Raw genomic sequence first — 18,697 nt, forward strand, 5'->3', positions numbered from 1 at the left:
CGTGCTCACGGACCCCGAAGGAAGTCCAGTCGCAGGAGTCTTCGAGTGGTACGCAGCCGGCGGGGCGAAGATCGGCGGCAACACGTCGGCCACCGTAGCGTCCGGATCAACGGCCAGCACCACCGTGCCCTCAGGCGCCTTCGTCAACGGATCGTCCTACTCCTGGCGCGTGGCAGGCAATGACGCCACAGGCATCTCGCCCTGGTCGTCCTCCTGCGAGTTCACGATCGATACGACGGCTCCGACAACGGTTCCGACCGTGTCCTCATCAACCTTCCCGGCTGGTGGAGGCGGCGGTGCCGCCGGCGCTCCGGGCACCTTCAGCTTCGGTGCGAACGGCGTCAGCGACGTCGCATCCTTCCTCTACGGCTTGGACACCAATCCGCCGAATACGGTGGTCAACGCCAGCACCGTCGGTGGTAGCGCTTCGGTGTCGATCACGCCGGCGACCGCCGGGGATCACACCCTCTACGTGCGCTCGCGTGACCGGGCAGGCAACCTGTCCGCCGTCACCACTTATGTGTTCACCGTCGGTAGTGCGCTCGGTACCATTTCATCGCCGACTGCGAACGACCTGAGCGCGGGCAAGGTTGTCCTGAGCGGCAGCGGCGGATCCACTTCCACAGGAGTGACCTACCAATGGCGTCGCAGCGAGACTGACACCTGGACCACGATCCCCACGAAGGACGTCACCACCACCTCCGGCGGTGCGATCAGCTGGCCGATCGCGAGCAGCGGAAGCGGCAACTTCCCCTCGTTGCCATGGAACGTCGAGACCACCGTCAACGACGCCGAGGCCGGGCCAGACGCCCTTGACGGGCCGTTGCAGGTACGCGCCTCCTTCACCGGCGGCACAGCTGGGCAGAGCCAACCGGTCCGATTCGAACTCGACCGCAGCCGTGCTCAAGCTCCGAGTAGCGGCATTGGCCCTGCCGAGGTAAACCTGCTCACCGGCAATGCCACGGTTCCGGAGAACGACGCCAGCGCTGCTGGCGGCCTAGGCGTCACTCGGGTCTACAACACACGTCAGTCTGGTGTGTCGGACGCCCTTTTCGGCCCAGGTTGGGCCTCAAGCGTGGAGGTGCCGACCGGTGGCACCTACCGCAATGTGACAGTGACCGGGAGCCTCGCCCAGGTAGGCCTGCCCGATGGCGGCACTCGGGGCTTCACCAAGAAGGCCGCCACTTCGACCGGCGCCACCTTCCAGGGCGAGGCCGACAGCACCGACATCACGCTGGAATATCTCAGTGCCTCGAACAGCTACGTGTTGACCGAGCAGGACGGTGACAGCACCACGTTCACCCGAAGCAGCACCGATCCGGCCGGCCTTTACACGCCGTCCTCATCGGTCACCGGCGGAACCGATGCCACCACCGCGATCACCTGGCAGAATACGACCGTCGACGGCAGTGCGGTTGTCCGCCCGGTCCGTGCAGTCGCCCCGGCACCCGCTGGTGTCAGCTGTAGCAGCCCGCTGACCACGCGTGGTTGCAAGACTCTGACCTATACCTATGCGACCAGCACTACCGCCACTGAAGCCGTGCCGGGCGACTACCTCGGTCGTCTCAAGGAACTCGCGTACACGGCGTATAACCCGGCCACATCCGCGATGGCCACGGTCGTTCTGACTCGCTACAGCTATGACGCCAACGGCCGGCTGAACGCCGCGTGGGACCCTCGTCTGGACTACGCAGGCCTCAACGGCACGGAACACCAGGCGACTACGTACGCGTACGACACCGACGGGATCCTGAACACGGTTACGCCGGCAGGCGAGCTGCCTTGGCAGCTGTCCTACACCACCGTTCCGGGTGACGCCGGCAAGGGCCGTATCAACAAGATCGGCCGTTCGGCGCTTAACGCCGGAACCGCAGTCACCACCGTCGTTTACAAGGTGTTGACTACAGGTTCCAGCGCGCCCTTCGACCTGTCGGCAGGAAACACCGCACGGTGGGGGCAAAGCGTGACCCCGGTGGACGCCACCGCGGTCTTCCCTGCGACGCAGGTACCAGGAGGCAACCAGGCGACCGGGACATTGCCCTCGAACTGGGATCAGGCAACCGTCACCTACCTCGACGGTAATGCCCGCGAGACCAACACCCTGGAACCGGGCCAGCACCTGTCCGCCACCTGGTACGACACCTTCGGCAACGTGGTGCAGAAACTCAGCGCCAGCAACCTGGACCGCGCGTTGTGGGCATCGACTTCTGATACTGCCAGCGTCGAGGCGACCATCGCCGCGAACCTGTCCGCCATCACGCTGTACAGCAGCGACGGGCAGCGCGTCACCGACGAGTTCGGTCCGGAACGCGACGTTGCCCTTAATGACTGGTCTGATGTCCGAGGCCGGAGCCACACCAAGTACACCTACGACCAGAACGCTCCCGCCTCTGATGAGTCCTATGACCTGGTCACGACCCAGGTGGAGTCCGTGCGGTATTGGGACAGCGCGGGAAAGGCGGTGGACGCGGACAGCCAAACCACCCGCACCAGCTACGACTGGGACCTGCGGCAGCCCGTCAGCACCGTCGTCGACCCTGACGGCTTGGCCCTGACCACCAGAACAACGTATGACTCCGTGACCGGCCAGACGTCCTCGGTTACGTCGCCCGCCGGCGACGGCAGCACCGCGGCCACGCGCAAGATCGTCTACTACCGTGCCGGGACCGGATCCGGCGCCAACGAATGCGACAACACCCCGGAATGGACGGGCCTGGCCTGCCTGGTGACACCAGCCGCGCAAGCCGACTCCGGCCCTGAACTACCTGCGACACTCACCACCTACAACATGTTCGGGCAGACGGTTAGGGCGGTAGAAAGAAACAGTTCGGGCACCGTCCGGACCACGGCTATCACCTACGACGCAGCAAGCCGACCAGTCACTCAAACAGTTTCCGCCGCCTCCTCGCTGGGCACCGCGGTTGACTCACGCCGCGTTGTCTACGACGCCGCGAGCGGACGGCCGGTACGCACCGAGCAGCTCAACACCTCAGGTACGGTCGTTGCCCAGCTCACCCGCGCCTACGACACTCTGGGACGGGTTACGTCGTACACCGACGCCGACGGCGCAGTTACCACACATTCCTACGACGTTGCCTCGCGGGAAGTCGGCCTTACAGACGGCAAGGGTAGTCAAACCTTGGCCTATGACAGCCGCAACCTCGTTACCAGCGTTACAGACAGCCAGGCCGGAATTTTCGCCGGCTCGTACGACTCTGACGGGCAACTGCAGAGCGAGACGCGCCCCGACGGCATCATCGTCCACCACTCCTACAATGAAGGCGGCGTACAGGTAGGCCTTTCCTACGAACAACAAAGCGATGGCGCCGAAGTCTACGGCAGCTGGTCCGGTCTGGACGCCCACGGTCGAGAGAAATGGAGAAGCGACACCATTTCTTCCGGAAACTACACCTATGACAACGCAAGCCGTCTCCGCTCGGCGAGCCAGACCACCGCAGCCCAAGGCTGCGTGCGGCGCGCGTACGACTTCGACAACAACAGCAACCGCACCGCGCTGCGCACCTACGCAGCCAACACGAACGGTGGCTGTCAAGACACGAATGTTGCAACCAAAAACTGGTCCTACAACTCCGCCGATCGCGTCACCAACAACGGCTACAACTACGACGGCCTCGGTCGCACTCTCACAGTGCCCAGCGCCGACACCACCGCCGGCAGCGGAGCCGTCACGCTGGAGTACTACACCAACGACATGACCCGCTCCATAACGCGAGGGCAGGCGTCCAACACCAACGAGCTCGACGTACTCACCAGCCGATTCCGGTCAAGCACCACTGCTGACAACGGCACGACCGCCACGTCGATCAACCACTACAGCAACGACACTGACAACCCGTCGTGGACGGCCTCGACGAGCGGATACACCCGCGTCATCAGAGGCGTAGACGGTCTTGCAGCCCTCTACAACAGCGCCAGCTCGAGCATCCTGTGGCAGATCACGAACCTGCACGGTGATGTCGTGGCCGCGCGCGTCAACGGGACAGTCGGCCTTACCGCAACGTATGTGACCGACGAGTACGGCGTACCTGTCTCCACGCCGACTCCCCGTTACGGATACCTCGGCGCCGCGCAGCGCTCGGGCGACAACACCGGCGGCCTTATCACCATGGGCGCCCGCCTATACAACCCGTCGACGAGCCGCTTCCTGTCCACCGACCCCATTTACGGAGGAAATGCCAACCCGTACGACTACTGCTACGGCGACGGTGTCAACTGCACCGACCTCTCCGGAAAATATTCCTGCAAGTACCGATCTTGGTGGCAGGACAGTTCTCACAAATGGGCCAGTGTCAGTTGTCGCCTGTCCCACCGCGACATCGACGCAGACTGGGGATTCTTTCTTCCCATAATCGGCGGTACCCTGGGGACCCTCATCGGCGGCGTCCGTGGAACGGTTATCGGGGGGCTCATCGGAGGCGGGGCGGTCTGGGTATACAAGAGAAGCTGCACTCGCGACCGGGGAGCGACTTTCACTGCGGCGGTAAGGGCTCACAAGGTGTGGAAGGTCTCCTACCCGGACCGCTGGGGCTCGGTCCTCTACTGCACCTGATCGTTGCGTCGGCGTCGTCGGCCAGCACAAGTCTGGCTGGCCGACGACGCCACCCTCGGGTTAACAACAGCGACCGGTCTTCAAAACACCAGACCGATGATCGGCAAGAGGAGATCTCGCAATGACCTACACGGCGCCGGTGACTTTCCAAACGACTCTCGGCCAACGCCTTCAACGTGCTGGTGCTGCAGGCTTCGCGGGCATGGTGACGGTAGCAGTGTTAACGCAATTCTTCGCTGCAAGTAGCCGACCAATTACTCACAGAATTGTGATGGGCCTAATCGCCTTTGCCGTACCGGCGGTGGCCGGCTACGCCAGCCTCGTATCAATACGCGTCGTCGCTGACCGCGACGGCATCTCCATCACTACACGCAGTCGATTGTCGAAGACATTTACGCCCTGGACACAAATTTCACACGTGCAGACGAGGCGCCGCTTCGGACAAACCAAATTAGTAATAGCGACATTGTCCGGAGCGAAGATGGTGCTCCCAGTGCCGTACAGCGGTCTCCTGCTCGAACGAAATCGTTGGTTTACGGAGAGTACTCAATCAATACTAATTCTCAGAAGCGAGTCGTTAGAAACCGGCAGCAAGGAGTAGATTCCGAAGCCAGGCCGCGCTGTTCAGTGAGTGTCTGAAAAGGATGGCGCTCACCCCGCTTCAGGCAAGCCGACGCGGTTTCAGGCTACGGCCTTTGAAGCGGTCGGCTTCCGCGGCGGCGAGAGAGGTGCCCGTCCCCGACATCAGCGGGTGGGCTGAGGTCGAGGATCCAGTCACTGAACCGGCGGATGGTGGAGGTGATGTACGGGCTGACGGTGGCGAGGTCGTCTGGGTCGATGTTCCAGCCCTCGCGGCTCAGCTCGTTTGCGGTGGCGGTGGCGGTGGCGGTGGCGGCGAGGTCCAGTGTGGTGGAGCAGATCGCGCAGTTCGCCAGCAGTTCGTTGAACTTCACGATCTTCTCGTGGTGGTCGGGGTCGTACGTCGCGAGCCGGTCCGCAGGCCACGTACACCTGGCGCCGGGACAAGCCGAGCTCGGCGGCGGCCTCGTCCGCGTAACGGTGGCCGACCTCGTCCAGCTCGGCGAGCCGGCCGATCACCTCAGCGCGGCGAACCGCGAGATCCCAGGCCGCCGAAGACGCCGTCAACACGCCCCGCTCGGGCACCGGGTGCGCCTTGTCCACCGTCGATCCTCCCGTGCCGTGCACAGGAGCACGAATCAAGATCGACGTTAGTGCATACGAGTCCGATCAGGCCAGAGGTCCGTACCCGACTGCACCGGCCCAGCAAGGACGACTCCCGACCGTGCAGTCGACCTCGGAAACCGACAAATACCGCCCGCGCCACTACGCCCGCGGCCGTCGCGGCGGCGTGCTGGACACCAGGCTTGTGGGCGCGTCACCTAGTGCTAGGCCATCGACTCCGGCGTCATGCTGAAGGATGACGAGGTGGAGGTCACGGATCATGCTGGAGCACGACGCGGGGCCGGGGCCGGGGCCGGGTGGCGCAGGGTATGAGCCATGACAAACAACGGACTTCGCCTCTCCCGCCCCGCCGTCATCGTGACGGCCGTCGCCGCCCTCGCCGGTCTCGCCAGCGGCGGCGCGATCTACCTCAACCGCTCTGAGCAGATCGATCCGCACATCGCGGGCACCGAGGCGTTGATTCCTCACCTAGTCGTCCTCGCCGTGGTGGCGCTCTGGTTCACGGTGGCGTCCCGCCGTAGCCCGCTGGGCTGGAAGGTGATCCTCACACCGCTCGGAAGCCCGATCGCGGCCCGGATCACGGCGACCTTCCGGTCCAGCTACACCCCGTTGAATCTGCTGCGCCGCCTGGCTGTCGGCTTCCTCGTGCTGCTGGAGGTCTACATGGCCTGGCGCATCGGAGAGCAGGTCTTCGCCGGAATGGGTCCGAACTTCACCCAGAACGCCTGGGGCGGCCCGTCCTACCTCGGGGCGATGTTCTTCCACTACCTCGACGGCACCCTGCTCTACCCGATCTGCCACGTCCTGATCCGGTCGGCAACTGTCCCCGCCCCCACCGGACCCGCCGCCGAGAGGACGGGGCGACGCGGACAGCGGCTGCAGCCGGTCATGGTCCCTCGGTGAGGATGCGGTCAAGCAACCTCGATGGCGGCAGCGGACTCAGCGACGGTCAGGCGGGCATCCTCGGGGACGTTGCGCTCGCGGCGGTCTCGTTCGGGCTGTTCACACTGCCGGTGCTGATCAAGGACTCCGGGCACAGCCCGACGGCGGCGATCATCGCGCTCGGCGTGGCCGCGACCGGGCGTAGAAGTGCTAAAGGCCGTGCTGGTACGGGTGCCGCACACTGGGGTAGTGGGAGAACTGGAGCGGGCACGCGAACGTGCCGTTGCTGACGCGGCGGGCAAGGTCATCGAGGGCGCGGTCACAGCGGCATTGACTGGTTCCCTTGGTCCCGAAGCAGCGGCGGTCATCGGAGCCGGTGCCGCCGGAGCAGTCAAGGAATTGCCTAATCTCTTCGTACAAATGTTTTGGGACCGGCACCGGCGCGCCTCCATGATGGTGGAGGAAGCTACCGAGCATGCCCGGCTAACGGCAGATGAATTCCTTGCCCTTCTCAGCGCTGATGAGCAGCACCGACAGCTCCTTTTCCGAGCCGTGCAAGCTGCCAGCGAGTCTCTCAGCGAAGAGAAAACCCGGTTGCTCGCGGGAGCGCTTGCCTCCGGGGCGCTCACGCGAGACCCGGCCGAGGTCGACGCGATTCTGGTCATCGTGGCGGCGGTGAAGGAGCTTGATGGATTCCACGTCCGAGCTCTCGGTCTGCTTGCCACGCGCTACGAATCTCCGACCGCACCCATTCCTCACCCCAAGGCGTGGTCTATCAGTGAACTCGGGAGGCAGCTGAAAGCCCACCGGTCAGTCGTTCCTGGAATAGTCGCTCAACTCCGCAGCGGCGGCTTGATCGAGGACAGCTTCGGCGCGCGGTACGACGGCGTAAACGATGCTGCCGTGGCTATCACGCCCTTTGGCTCCGCGTGCATCGACTACTTGAACGCGGTGGCCACCGGCGAAGACCCAGCCCGCCCATTCCAACCACCAATCTGGCGCCGCAGGATCACAACTAGCTAGAGGATGACCTTGATGCGCGGGCCGCTCGCCGCCTCCGCCGCCTACTAGTACTGCTACGGCGGGTCGTAGCTTTCGAGGCGTTCGAGTCGTTTGCGGTAGTGGGCGGCTCGGGCGCGTTGCAGGCAGCGTTGCCGGAAGTTGGACCAGGCCAACACCTGTTTGGTCGCGTGCTGCATAGCCAGGATCAGGGTGGCGAACAGACGCCTGATCTCGTTGACGGTCGGCCAGATCAGGCTGCTCTCGTTCTCTCTGTCGGCGGTGCCCCCTTCCGCCGGACAGACTGCGCCGCGCCGTCGAAGTCTACGACGGGGCGGTCGCGTTCCAACTCAGCGACGGAACAACCGCCGACGTGAGCTGCCGGGTGCGGGACACGATCGAGGCCACCTATGACCGGTTCGCCGTAGTGTCCGCGGCGCTCGCCGCATACCTGGGCCTGGTGTTCGACCCGAGTGCGCGGGTGGTCGAGCGGGCCCCGATCCAGGCAGTGGAGGCCCTGGCCGGCGACGATCCCGGCTTCGGTCAGATCGCGCTGGCCGAGCTGCTCGACACCCGCGACGACGCGATGCAGCGGCTCACCGGCGTGATGGCGGCCGAGGAGTGGACGGCCACCCACCCGCAGTAGCCCGTTCTCGCCCGCCGCACAGTACTGGCAGATCCTGCGCGACTACGAGCTGGTCCGCCAGCCGATGCTGATCGGGCCGGTCGGCGCGCCGATCACGCGGACTCGGAACCCCGTGCGGGGCTTCCTGGACATTCCGCGCGACGTGGTGCTCGCTCTGGTCACCGTCGGCGGGATGCGGTGGGGCGCCAGCGACTTCGGGCCTCGGGAGAGCGGCGACATCATGCACTTCGACCTGGCCACCTGAAACAGTCGCCAGCCCGGCTTGGGTAACCGCCCCGGGTCAGGGCAGCGTGGCGCGGGCCTGGTGGGCGAAGGCCCGCCGGGCCGCGAAGACCGTCTGCACGGCCGGGTCGGTCCGGGGCAGCCGGTGGCCGACCGTGTCGAGGATCGCGCCGGGGACCTCGAAGCTGTAGACGATCTCGTCGCTGGCCGCATCGACGGTCACCGCCGGGTTCGTGACGACGGCGAGCACTCCCGGATAGGCGGCTCGCATCTCCCCGGCCAGATAGTGCAGTTGCGCGTCCATGCTGCGCAGCGTCTCCACGCCGAGCACGCGCCCCTGGTAGGCGTGGGTGAACAGGCCGGAGCGGCGGTTCGCGGAGGTCCACTGCGCGAGGCCCACTCCGGGCAGGCGGGGGCCGCCAGGCCGGGTCCGCAGCATGATCTCCTCCGGGGTGAAGTCGACCACGACACCGTCGAAGTTCTTGGCGCGCGTCGGGTGGTCCGCCGTGCTGCCCTCGATCCGTGACGGGATGACCCCTGACTCGGCCAACAGGTTGCCCACCACGCCCGCGGCCCCGTCGGCCGGGAATCCGTACTGGTGGACCAACTGGCCGGTGGCGTACCGCAGCCGCTCGGTGAGGGAAACCCCGGTCCAGTCGCCGGCGGCCGGGGTCACCACTCCGGGGGCGGGCGCGAAGATCTCCAGCACATCACCGGCCGGCGTCCAGGCGAGGGTGCCGCCCTCGAAGTCGGAACTGCGGCCGTCGGCACCGTCGGGGTACTCGTCGCTGATCGGGAAACCCCACGGTCCGGCCGGACCACCCTGGCTCTCGTAGTACTCCCGGATCCGGCCGTGCACCTCGTACATGCCCCTGTCGGGATATGCGGTCAACAGGGCAAACTGGTGTCGCCGCAGCTGTCCGGCGCCGACCGTTTCGACGGTGCCGGTCGCCAGGCCCGGATCGATCCCGGCCACCCGCATCCGGTCGGCTTTCTGGTCGAAGTCGGTCTCGGTTGCCATCTGTCACCTCGGTGGGTTCGCCGTGTCGAATCGCAGACCAGAGTCCGCGTTGCCGTTACCGGCCCGCTTGGTCCGGCCCCGCCAGGAGTAGTGCCGTCCGTCGTATCCGGACCGCGTGGAGCACCAACCTTCGCGTGCGGTCGAGCTCGACCAGCCGCACCATCCCGAACAGCAGCAGGGTGTTCCAGTCCGGTGGCGCGACGAGATCGTGCAGCCTCCGCACGGCGTCCTTGGTGAGCTCGGCAGCGTCCTCGGCCGTGTCCGCTGCGGCCTGGAGAGTCTCGGCGAGCAGGTCGCCGACCGCCGCGGGCATCTGCTGCGCATGGGCAAGGGCCCGATCCGCGAGCCCGATCAGCAAGTCAGCGAGGGCCTGCGGGTCCGCTCCGGTACCCATGTCAGTTCATCCCGGGCACCGAGGTCACACAGCGCAGCCTTCTCACAACGACAATGTAGGCGCAGAAATCGCCATGATCGTCGAAATTTCCATATTGCCCGAATGGCTTACCGGCGTTTGTGCGGCTGGATCTTCAAGACGCTGATTCGGTACAACGTCTCCTGTCCAGTTCGCAGGCAACATTTCAAGCCTCTTGGCCCCATGTGACAGTCACACGATCCGAGGGCGCAGCGCAGCGCACGCCGGCCGGCGGCCTTGCGCCTGAGCAGCGCTCGCCTACCGGGCGGATCGTCCGCCCTGGCCGCTGTTGCGCGCCGTTGCCACGCTGTGTGCTCGGGGTGCGGCTCCGGTCTGCGCGGTCCGCCTGGACGGGTTCCTCGCGTCAGATCTTGCGAAAGCCCAGCGGGGTCGGCGGCAGGCGGCGCATGATTTCTGTGGCGCGTCATTGTCACGCTCGCGATGGGTACCCGGCGGCTGCAGTCTTCATTGGTGCGACAATCGGGACATACTGCGGGGGCTACAGCCGGGGAGAACGCCGATGGCCAACGGAACCCGGATCAGCCTGCTTCGACCGTACGATCTACTCTGTCTGGATTTTGAGCTGGTCAACCTTGACGTGGACGCCGCCCGGTCGCGTCTGGTCCGGGTCGACGCGGCCGCCGACGCGCTGATCATCGTGCATTTCCCGCCGCAGGCGCTCGCCGAGGCCACGTTCACCGGAGATCCGCCGCAACCGCCGATCGGCACGGCACTGTCCGGGCCCAGCCGGCTGGTGTTCCGGATCGACGATGACGAGCTGCCGCTCACCACCGAGGCCCTGCTGAACTTCGGCGCCTGGCAGCCGGTGCTGGCTCCGACGGCGTTGCCCCGCGGCACCGGGCCGGCGCCGGAGATCCCCGCGCCGGCGATGGCGACTGACCAGCAGACCTCGATCGAGTTTCCGTGGCGGCTGACCCTCTCGCCTGACGAGACCGCCACGTGGCGGACCGATACCGCCGCGACGTCGAGCCCGCGCGGGCAGTTGTGGAGCGCGGTGCTGCTGCCGCCCGCTGACGTCCGCGCGCTCGGCAGCTTCGGTGGTCTGTCGCTCTTCGACAGCCTGCCCGGCGAGTTCAGCCGTGACCAGATCGTCAAGCTGACTTCGAACTTTCACCTGCCGGTGCCCGGCGGCGAGTTCACACCGCTGCCCCTGACCGCCAACCGGCTCGAGCTCACCGCGCTCGGTGCCAACGCTGACCTGGAAGGGCTCTGGGACTACCCGCTGGTGCCGCCGGAACAGCAACCGCCCGGCTTCGACCCGATCGGTCTGCGCCAATATCAGCATACCGCTGGGCTCGGGCGAGACCACTTCGTGCGTACGGTGAAGGTGGGTTGGCTCTGCGGCACCGGGCATCAGGCCGTCGTGGTGACCACGGTGCAACGACTCCCGGTCCACGTCCAGGTCGTCGCCCACCGGCCCGAGGGCGCCCTGTTCTCCAGCATCGGGTATCTGATCGAAACCGTGGACGTGGTCGTCCAGCAGCCGCGGCTCGACTACGGGCCGCTGGCGCCGGCCTTCGCTCACCACGGACGCGAGTTGCCGCTCGCGAGCATCCGGCTGACCACCCTCACCGCGCGGGTGCATCCGGTGCCCGAGAACGAGCCGGTCTGGCTGCGCAACCCGGACGGCTCGATGCTGATGTTCGACGCGGTGGCCACCGATGTCACCGGCGCGACCGTCCGGTTCGCGCTACCGCTGATGTTCGTCCCCTTCGAGGCGCTGGACGAGTATCGCGCGATCCGGGCCGAGTTCGATCGACCCGAGCCGGAGGTGCGCGCCGGCCGCCGGATCGACCTCGCCGGTCAGGCCCTCAGCGTTGCGCCGCACGGCGATCGAGCCGGCTCCACGGTCCTGACCATGAGTACGATCACGTACGACATCGAGCAGCCGCCGTGGCCCGGCAACCCGCGGCCCGACCACCTGATGAACGCGGCCGGGGCGCCGTCGACGTACCTTCCGCGATTCCTGATGCGGATCGACGGGCTGACCGCGTCCAGCCCGGCGATCGGCGACCTGCTCGGCGGCGCCCGGCCGGTCGAACTCACGCTGTCCGCCAGATACCTCCAGGCCGGCTTCGACGGCGGACTCAATCCGGCGCAGACATTCGCCGACTTCGTCACGCCCCTGCCGCTGGCGTTACCGAGCCAGCGTGGCGGCGGACTCGCCGGCGTAGACACAGCGGTCAGGGCCCTCTCCCGGACGCTCGGGCCCGTCGCCGCCCCCGAGGCGTTGCAGACCGGCACCGTCGACCTGTCCGCCTTCGCCGCGACCAGACTGCTCGGCACGATCAAGCTGACCGACCTGCTGCCCGACCCGCCGTTGCCGTTCGACGTGGCGTCGGCCGGGGCGGCACCGACCGGCGCGCAGCTCGACGACCCCCACTTCGTGGTGAACCCGCCACGGCTCACGACCCGCCGCGAACCGATCGGGGTCGCGGTCCCGGACGTCGTCGAGACCCGCTTCCTCTGGAAACCACCGCTGCGCAGCCAGACGATCCTCCCCTCGCTCACGCTGAACCTCGACGAGGCGGACCTGCTGCTCGACGCGACCACCCGGCTCGTACGCAACGGCCCCGGCAGCACTGTGGTCTTCGGGCGCCTGCGCCGGGTGAAGCTCACCTTCGCCAACGCGCTGTCGGCCGGCATCGCATCGCTGACGTTCCGGGCCGAGGCGGGCCGCAAGGTCGAGTTCGGGGCCGGCGGCGTGGACATCACCTTCGAGGGACCGTTGGCGTTCGTCAACGCCCTGCGATCGATCCTGCCGGCCGACGGCTTCGACGACCCGCCGTACGTCACCGCCGACGCGCAGGGGGTGGTCGCCGGCTACACCCTCGCCGTCCCCAACGTCGGGGTCGGCATCTTCAGCATCCAGAACATCGCCGTCGCCGCCGCCCTGTCCATCCCGTTCACCGACCGACCGGCCGGCATCCGGTTCGCAATCTGCGAGCGGCACAAGCCGTTCCTGGTCACCGTCTCGCTGTTCGGCGGCGGCGGGTTCTTCGCGGTCGGGGTCAGCGCCGACGGGCTCGAGTCGGTGGAGGCCGCCATCGAGTTCGGCGGCAGCATCTGCCTGAACCTCGGGGTCGCCTCCGGCGGTGTGTCGGTCATGGCCGGCGTCTACTTCGGCATGACCGGCAAATCAGTGGAGCTGACCGGATATCTGCGCTGCGGCGGCTACCTGAGCGTGCTCGGCCTAATCTCGGTGTCGCTCGAGTTCTACCTGGCCTTTACGTACCGCAAGAAGACACCGGGTGGCAGCGAGATCTGGGGGCAGGCCAGCCTCACCGTGAGCGTGAAGATCGCCTTTTTCAGTACGTCGGTGACGCTCTCGGTGGAGCGGCGGTTCGCCGGATCCGACGGCGACCCGTCCTTCGCCCAGTCCGTCACTCCCGGCGAGTGGGCGCGCTACCTGGGGGCGTTCGTATGATCCGTCGCCAGACCGTCCAGTGGATCCTGCTGCCGAACGGCCTCACTCCCGACGGGCAGCTCAGCGCCTCGGTCTTCGTGGCCCCACGGCTGCGCCCCGGCGACGCCGCCACGCTCGCCGACTTTCCCGACTTCGCCGACTGGCCCGCTGTCGTGGCCGGGCTCGAGTTGACTCTCGTCCGGCCCGACGGCGTGACCGAGGCGCCGCTGGCCATGTCGGTGACCGCCTCCAGCGGCCTGTGGGCCGCCCTGTTCCCGGGCGACACCACGGTCCGGCCGTTCACCTTCGGCGACCTCGCGGACCGGCCGCTGATCAGCTATCCGGTCACCGAGGTGCTGTCCCACCTGCGGGAGCGCTGGGCCGACCTCGCCTACCGGGCCCGTGACGACCTGCCGGTGACCGGCCCGCACGCCTCGCCGATCGGCGGGCCACCCGGCGGCCGGGGCGACGACCGCCCGTACACGCTCGTCGACCACTTCACCGATCTGCGTTCGGTGCGGTCACACGGGCTGTTCGAGGGGGTCGCGGACGGCGCGGAGTTCTCCGACCGGCTGCGCCGCGCCGGGGACGAGGCCGCCCGTGCCGCGCGCGATCTACGGGAACGCCACGCGAACGCCGTACAGCCGCTGATCCGGCCGTTCGGCGCCGGAGGGTCGCCGGCCGCCGCCCTCCATGCCCTCGCCGGGTTTCACGCCCGTCCCTCGAGCGAGACGCCGAAGGCGTTCCCGGCCACCCGGGACGAGCTGCGCGCCGAACTCGCCGAGCAGCAGGACTTCCACCACCAGCTTTCCGCGGTCGGCGATCACCCGGCCCTGCTGCGGCAGCTTGGCCTGGTCATCGACCTGCAGATCCGGCCGGACTTCGTGCCGGCCACCACCGACGGTGACCCGCCGGTGCCGCTGCGGCTGCGGGTGACCCGCGCCTCAGCCTTCCCGGCCCGCGGCGACCACCCCGGCGCTGACGTGTGGAACACCGACGTCACCCCGGCGACCTGGTGCCGGCTGACCACGGTCGGCGGCCAGGCCGTCTTCACCGCGGTGGAGCGTTCGTCCCGGCAGGATTACGCGCACGGCTTCCTGCACCTGGATCCCGCCCGCTACACCGCCACCGCCGTCGACGTGGACGGGCTCGCGCTGAAGGCGCTCAACCTCGCCGCCACGCTGCACCGCCAGGACGACCACGAGCAGCGGCCAGTCGAGGAGCCCGACCGCGAGGGCATCCCCACGGCGCGGACGGGCGGGGTGGCGCTCGTACACAGCGGCCACGCGAACGACCTGCACGAGGGCTTCTACGACGCGCGCGCCGCCGACGACGCGCTCGAGAAGGACCCGGACAACCCGAAGGACATCGCGGCGGAGGACGTCGTCCGCGGCTACCGGCTGGACATCGGCGTCGACGGGCAGTGGCGCTCGCTGCACCGGCGACAGGTCACCTACCGCCCCGAGCGCGATCCCGGCCAGGCCACGAACGTCACCGACGAGGGGCACGTCCAACTCGGCCTGACCGCGGAAGCCGACCGGCCCGGCGCCCCGGCCGATCCCGACCGGGCGCTCTACGCGCACGAGACGCTGACCACCTGGGACGGCTGGAGCCTGGCGGTTCCGCGCCCGGGCAGCGCCATCGCCCAGGAACCGGCCGCGCCGGAGGCGGCCACCGACCTCACGTCGATGCGGCTCGGCATCGACATCACCCCGCCGCCGGCGACGTTGCCTCGGCTGCGGTTCGGGACCGGCTACCGGGTACGCGTCCGGACCGTCGACCTGGCCGGCAACGCGCACCCCCCGGAAGCCGCCGACGCGGTGATGGCGGCCCTCGACGACACCCACGACGCCCGCTACACCTGCACGACTCCGGTGGAGCCGCTGATCTATCGCCGCTTCGAGCCGGTGCCGCCGCCCGAACTGCTGCCGCGACGGCCGTTCGGGCCCGGCGAGGGCGCGGAGCGGCTGGTGATCCGCAGTGCGCCGGGGCAGTCCGCGGAGTCCTACGCGGCGGCCAGCCAGACCACCGCCGACGAGTCGCTGCGGTTCCACGCCGTCAGCGAACGGCACCTGGCCGCGCCCAAGGCCGCGCTCCAGCTGGTCGAGGCGCACGGGCGGCTCGACGAGGTGTTCGAGGCGGTCCGCGGCCTCGACCCGGAGGCGGCGGTCGCCGCGGCCCAGGGCTGGTACGAGATCGTCGCCCGGGAGAGCGGCAGCTTCCGCGACGCCCCGCAGGCCCGTTTCGTGGCCACCGGCACACACGACGGCGTCGAGCAGGGCTACGTCTGCCTGGACCGGGACACGGTGGACCTGCCCTACCTGCCCGACCCGCTCAGCGTCGGCGTCAAGGTGCGGCTGGTCCTCGAACCGGGGCAGCCCGAGCAGGTTCTCGACCTGACGTTCCCGGACGGTGGCGACTGGTACCGGCCGGATCCGCTGCGGCTGCGGCTGGCCGAGGGTGACTACGCCGCCAGCTTCGATCCGGCGGGAAAGGTGCTCACGGTGGCGCTGCCCGCCGGGCGTACGGCTCAGTTGCGGGTCTCGTCCTTGATGGCAGACGATCCGGAACTGTTCGGCATCGTCGGCTGGTGCGACGAGGAGTTGTCGCCCGACCGGGCCGCTGCGGTGCGCCAGGCGGTACGCGACGGAACCCACTGGATGACCACGCCCTGGCGCGACCTGGTTCTCGTACACGCCGTGCAGCAGCCGCTGTGGGCTCCGAAGCTCGACCTCGACACCGACGCCATGGATGCGTTCGCCGGCCGGTTCGTGCTGGCGCGCGGTCGAGGCGAGACCACGGCGGACGTACGCGGCCGCATGTTCTTCGATCTGCCCTCGACCGCACAGGTGGACGTGGAGGCCATCTGGGACGACGAAACCGACGACCCTGGCCGCGCCTATCCCGACCGGGCCGCGATGGTCCACCGGATGTGCAAGCGCATCCTGTCGCTGCCGGTTCCGGAGCCGTTCGGCACCCCATGGCAACCCGAGCTCGCGCCGTGGATCGAGCCGCTGGATCGCGACGGGGTCTCCTTCCGCGGCGGCGGCCACGACGAGCAACCCGAGGACGTACGGCGTCGCCTGCTCGACCGAGCGGCCGGCCCCGGGCTGAACGCTCCGGAACGACGCCGGCTGGAAGCGGGCGCCGCCCAGCTCGAGCAGTTGCGCGCCCACGAGTTCGGCGACACCCGCTATCGCCGGGTCAGCTACCAGCCGGTCGCGTCCACCCGCTTCCGTGAGTACTTCGACCCGGCGATGCCCAGCGCCGACGTTTCGGCGACCGGCGAGCCGCAGACGATCGAAGTGCTGAGCAGCGCCCCGCCGACGAGGCCGGTCGTGCTCCAGGTGCTGCCGCTGCTGGGGTACGACCAGGAGCGCACCGGCGACACCACGCTCAGCCGCCGCGAGGGTCTGGGGCTGAGGGTGTGGCTGGGCCGCCCGTGGTTCTCCTCGGGGACCGGAGAGCTGCTCGCGGTCGTGTGCAACAGCGGCGGCCCGGTCACCGCCGACGATCCGGCGTCGCGCGTGATCACGATGATCACCGCCAACCCGGCGTATGGCTCCGCGGTGCCGCTGCCGCTGCGCGCCGACTCCTTCCCCGACGCCGTCCGAGTGAGACGGCAGGCGTTCGACGCCGCGACGTTCGCACCCGTCTGGGACGCCGGACGTCAGGCTTGGTATTGCGATCTGCGGTTCGACACCGGCGACGCGTACTTCCCGTTCGTGCGGCTCGCCCTGGGCCGCTACCAGCCGTACTCCCTGCCCGGTTGTGAGCTGTCGGCCCTGGCCGTCACGGCCTTCGTCCAGACGCTGCCGGACCGGACGCTGACCTGCACACACGGCGACGGCCAGGTCGCAGTCTCGGTAACCGGCCCCGCTCCGTCCGCCGCCCGGGACCTGGGCGGAGCCGTGGTGACCGGCGGCAACGAGCTCGTGGCGGTGGTCGAGATCCAGCCGGAGGAGTACGCCGACCCGCTGCTGGGCTGGACGGCGCTCGGCCCGGAGACCCTTCTGACCGCGGACGCCGATGCCGTGACCCATCGAGGCGACGTGTCGGTGCCGGAGGCGCCGGGGCAGCGCCGCCGACTCGTGGTCCGCGAGTTCGAGCACCATCCCACCGACGACCGATCGGCCGGCGGTTTCGTGGTGGCTCGGCGGCTCGTGCACGCGGACGCGGTGCCGCTGTGAAGGCCTTCTGGTTCCGCTACGACGCCGTCCTCCAGGCGGTGCTGGCAGGTGAACACCGCCTGCTGGTGAGCAACCCGCTGGAGACCGGGCGGCACGTGCGCAAGGTGCAGCAGGCACTGCTGGACAGCGGTTTCGCCTTGCCAGTCCATGGCCGATCGCTGCTTGAGCAGGGTGAGGCTGCGGCCGGCGTCGTCGAGGAACAGACCGAGCGCGGGGATCGCGGCCTGCCGCACCCGACAGGCGGCACGTCGCTGGGCGGCATGGGTGATCGCTAGCCGCTGGGAGGGGAATTCTGTCCATCGATCATGGGTGTGAGGTCTTGGTGGATCTGATCCGGCCAGAGCGCTTTGAGCTGGATGTGTCAGTTGCAGTTGGGCGGCTGGCCGACTCCATCCGTCTCAGTAGATCTAATTCCTTTTCGGGCTGCGGAGCGTCGAATGGTGTTTTTTCCTGAGCGCGGTACAGGTCAGGCGGCCAGGCTCACGGGTGTTCGGCCAGCATGGCTCCTGCGCATGGTCGAGTAAGTAAAACCATTCACCTTAAAGAATCCTGACGCCGGAGCTTCGAGCACGTGATCAAATCACTTCATGAAGATCATGTCAGGCGTTTCTGTAACCACTCTTCTGGTATCCCTGGTTGTCGGGGTGAGCCCGGCTGCCGCGGCTCCGCAGCGAACGGAAAGACCTTTCAGGATCGCCGCCGAATGCACCACCGAGCCGACCGATCGTGGAGTGCGCAAGAGCTGTGACTCAGACGTGACCAGCTTTCCCGCACCTGCTGGATTCTGGATCGACCAATCCAGCGTGAAGGGTGAATACACCTCGGCCGCTGGCTCAGAGAACAGCATCAATATCACGTACGATGGCCTGGTTCCCGTCATCGCGAATGTTCCCCAAACGGCGTTGCCCACGATCATCAACGTGAGCGTTCACGCACGTAGCCCCAAGGGCTTATCGCCGCGGCGGGGATGGTCCAAGGCGATCGTCACCGGGACAATGTTCTCTCTCTCCTAGCGGCTGGCTCACTCTCCGACAAATCGAATTCATCATGGAGGCCTCACATATCTGCGGGCCACTCGCAAGCAGGCCGGCGCCACCGCGTCTGACCGGAGGCGCCGGCCCGGCC

General features: G+C 67.9%; 13 protein-coding genes and 1 pseudogene. 10 read left to right on the forward strand and 4 right to left on the reverse strand.

Features of this window, described 5'->3' with window-relative positions:
* Position 1: 1 nt before the first annotated feature.
* Positions 2 to 4,570, forward strand: a complete 4,569-nt coding sequence (locus Acy02nite_RS23460) for an RHS repeat-associated core domain-containing protein (RefSeq protein ID WP_239175139.1) — start codon at positions 2 to 4, stop codon at positions 4,568 to 4,570.
* 121 nt (positions 4,571 to 4,691) lie between these two features.
* Positions 4,692 to 5,171, forward strand: coding sequence for a hypothetical protein (locus Acy02nite_RS23465; protein ID WP_203743937.1), 480 nt, complete (start codon positions 4,692 to 4,694; stop codon positions 5,169 to 5,171).
* Between the two features lie 85 nt (positions 5,172 to 5,256).
* Here Acy02nite_RS23465 and Acy02nite_RS23470 read toward each other — a convergent pair.
* Positions 5,257 to 5,547 (reverse strand): annotated as a pseudogene (locus Acy02nite_RS23470) (hypothetical protein); the annotation flags it as partial.
* Positions 5,548 to 6,088: 541 nt separating this feature from the next.
* On the opposite strand from Acy02nite_RS23470, the gene Acy02nite_RS23480 reads away from it, so the two are divergent.
* Positions 6,089 to 6,676, forward strand: coding sequence for a hypothetical protein (locus Acy02nite_RS23480; RefSeq protein ID WP_203743940.1), 588 nt, complete (start codon positions 6,089 to 6,091; stop codon positions 6,674 to 6,676).
* A 228-nt stretch (positions 6,677 to 6,904) separates the two neighbouring features.
* On the forward strand, positions 6,905 to 7,678 hold the full coding sequence (locus tag Acy02nite_RS23485; protein ID WP_203743942.1) for a hypothetical protein: 774 nt from the start codon (positions 6,905 to 6,907) through the stop codon (positions 7,676 to 7,678).
* A 53-nt stretch (positions 7,679 to 7,731) separates the two neighbouring features.
* Here Acy02nite_RS23485 and Acy02nite_RS47245 read toward each other — a convergent pair whose 3' ends face one another.
* A complete protein-coding gene (locus tag Acy02nite_RS47245; protein ID WP_264653280.1) occupies positions 7,732 to 7,854 on the reverse strand; it encodes a hypothetical protein in 123 nt (40 codons plus the stop codon).
* 173 nt (positions 7,855 to 8,027) lie between these two features.
* Between Acy02nite_RS47245 and Acy02nite_RS23490 the strand changes: the two genes are divergently transcribed.
* Positions 8,028 to 8,300, forward strand: coding sequence for a hypothetical protein (locus Acy02nite_RS23490; protein ID WP_203743944.1), 273 nt, complete (start codon positions 8,028 to 8,030; stop codon positions 8,298 to 8,300).
* A 112-nt stretch (positions 8,301 to 8,412) separates the two neighbouring features.
* Positions 8,413 to 8,544 (forward strand): hypothetical protein, encoded by a 132-nt coding sequence (locus Acy02nite_RS47250; protein ID WP_264653279.1) that lies wholly within the window; start codon positions 8,413 to 8,415, stop codon positions 8,542 to 8,544.
* 36 nt (positions 8,545 to 8,580) lie between these two features.
* On the opposite strand, the gene Acy02nite_RS23495 is transcribed toward Acy02nite_RS47250, so the two are convergent.
* Together Acy02nite_RS23495 and Acy02nite_RS23500 are read right to left on the reverse strand one after the other, a co-directional pair.
* The gene (locus Acy02nite_RS23495; RefSeq protein WP_203743946.1) at positions 8,581 to 9,543 is read right to left on the reverse strand and encodes a phage tail tip lysozyme; all 963 of its coding nucleotides are present in this window, start codon (positions 9,541 to 9,543) and stop codon (positions 8,581 to 8,583) included.
* A gap of 55 nt (positions 9,544 to 9,598) precedes the next feature.
* Positions 9,599 to 9,937, reverse strand: coding sequence for a hypothetical protein (locus Acy02nite_RS23500; protein ID WP_203743948.1), 339 nt, complete (start codon positions 9,935 to 9,937; stop codon positions 9,599 to 9,601).
* Positions 9,938 to 10,475: 538 nt separating this feature from the next.
* On the opposite strand from Acy02nite_RS23500, the gene Acy02nite_RS23505 reads away from it, so the two are divergent.
* From Acy02nite_RS23505 to Acy02nite_RS23520, 4 genes are all read left to right on the forward strand, one after another.
* Positions 10,476 to 13,403, forward strand: a complete 2,928-nt coding sequence (locus Acy02nite_RS23505; protein WP_203743950.1) for a hypothetical protein — start codon at positions 10,476 to 10,478, stop codon at positions 13,401 to 13,403.
* Positions 13,400 to 17,572 carry a hypothetical protein gene (locus tag Acy02nite_RS23510; RefSeq protein WP_203743952.1) on the forward strand — a complete coding sequence of 1,391 codons (4,173 nt, stop codon included), beginning with the start codon at positions 13,400 to 13,402 and terminating at the stop codon, positions 17,570 to 17,572. The genes Acy02nite_RS23505 and Acy02nite_RS23510 overlap by 4 nt, the downstream gene beginning before the upstream one ends.
* A complete protein-coding gene (locus tag Acy02nite_RS23515; protein ID WP_203743954.1) occupies positions 17,569 to 17,847 on the forward strand; it encodes a hypothetical protein in 279 nt (92 codons plus the stop codon). Before Acy02nite_RS23510 ends, Acy02nite_RS23515 begins: the two co-directional genes overlap by 4 nt.
* A gap of 312 nt (positions 17,848 to 18,159) precedes the next feature.
* Entirely contained in the window at positions 18,160 to 18,585 is a 426-nt protein-coding gene (locus tag Acy02nite_RS23520) for a hypothetical protein (protein WP_203743955.1), read from the forward strand.
* Positions 18,586 to 18,697 lie beyond the last annotated feature (112 nt).

Source organism: Actinoplanes cyaneus (assembly GCF_016862095.1).
Classification (GTDB): Bacteria; Actinomycetota; Actinomycetes; order Mycobacteriales; family Micromonosporaceae; genus Actinoplanes; species Actinoplanes cyaneus.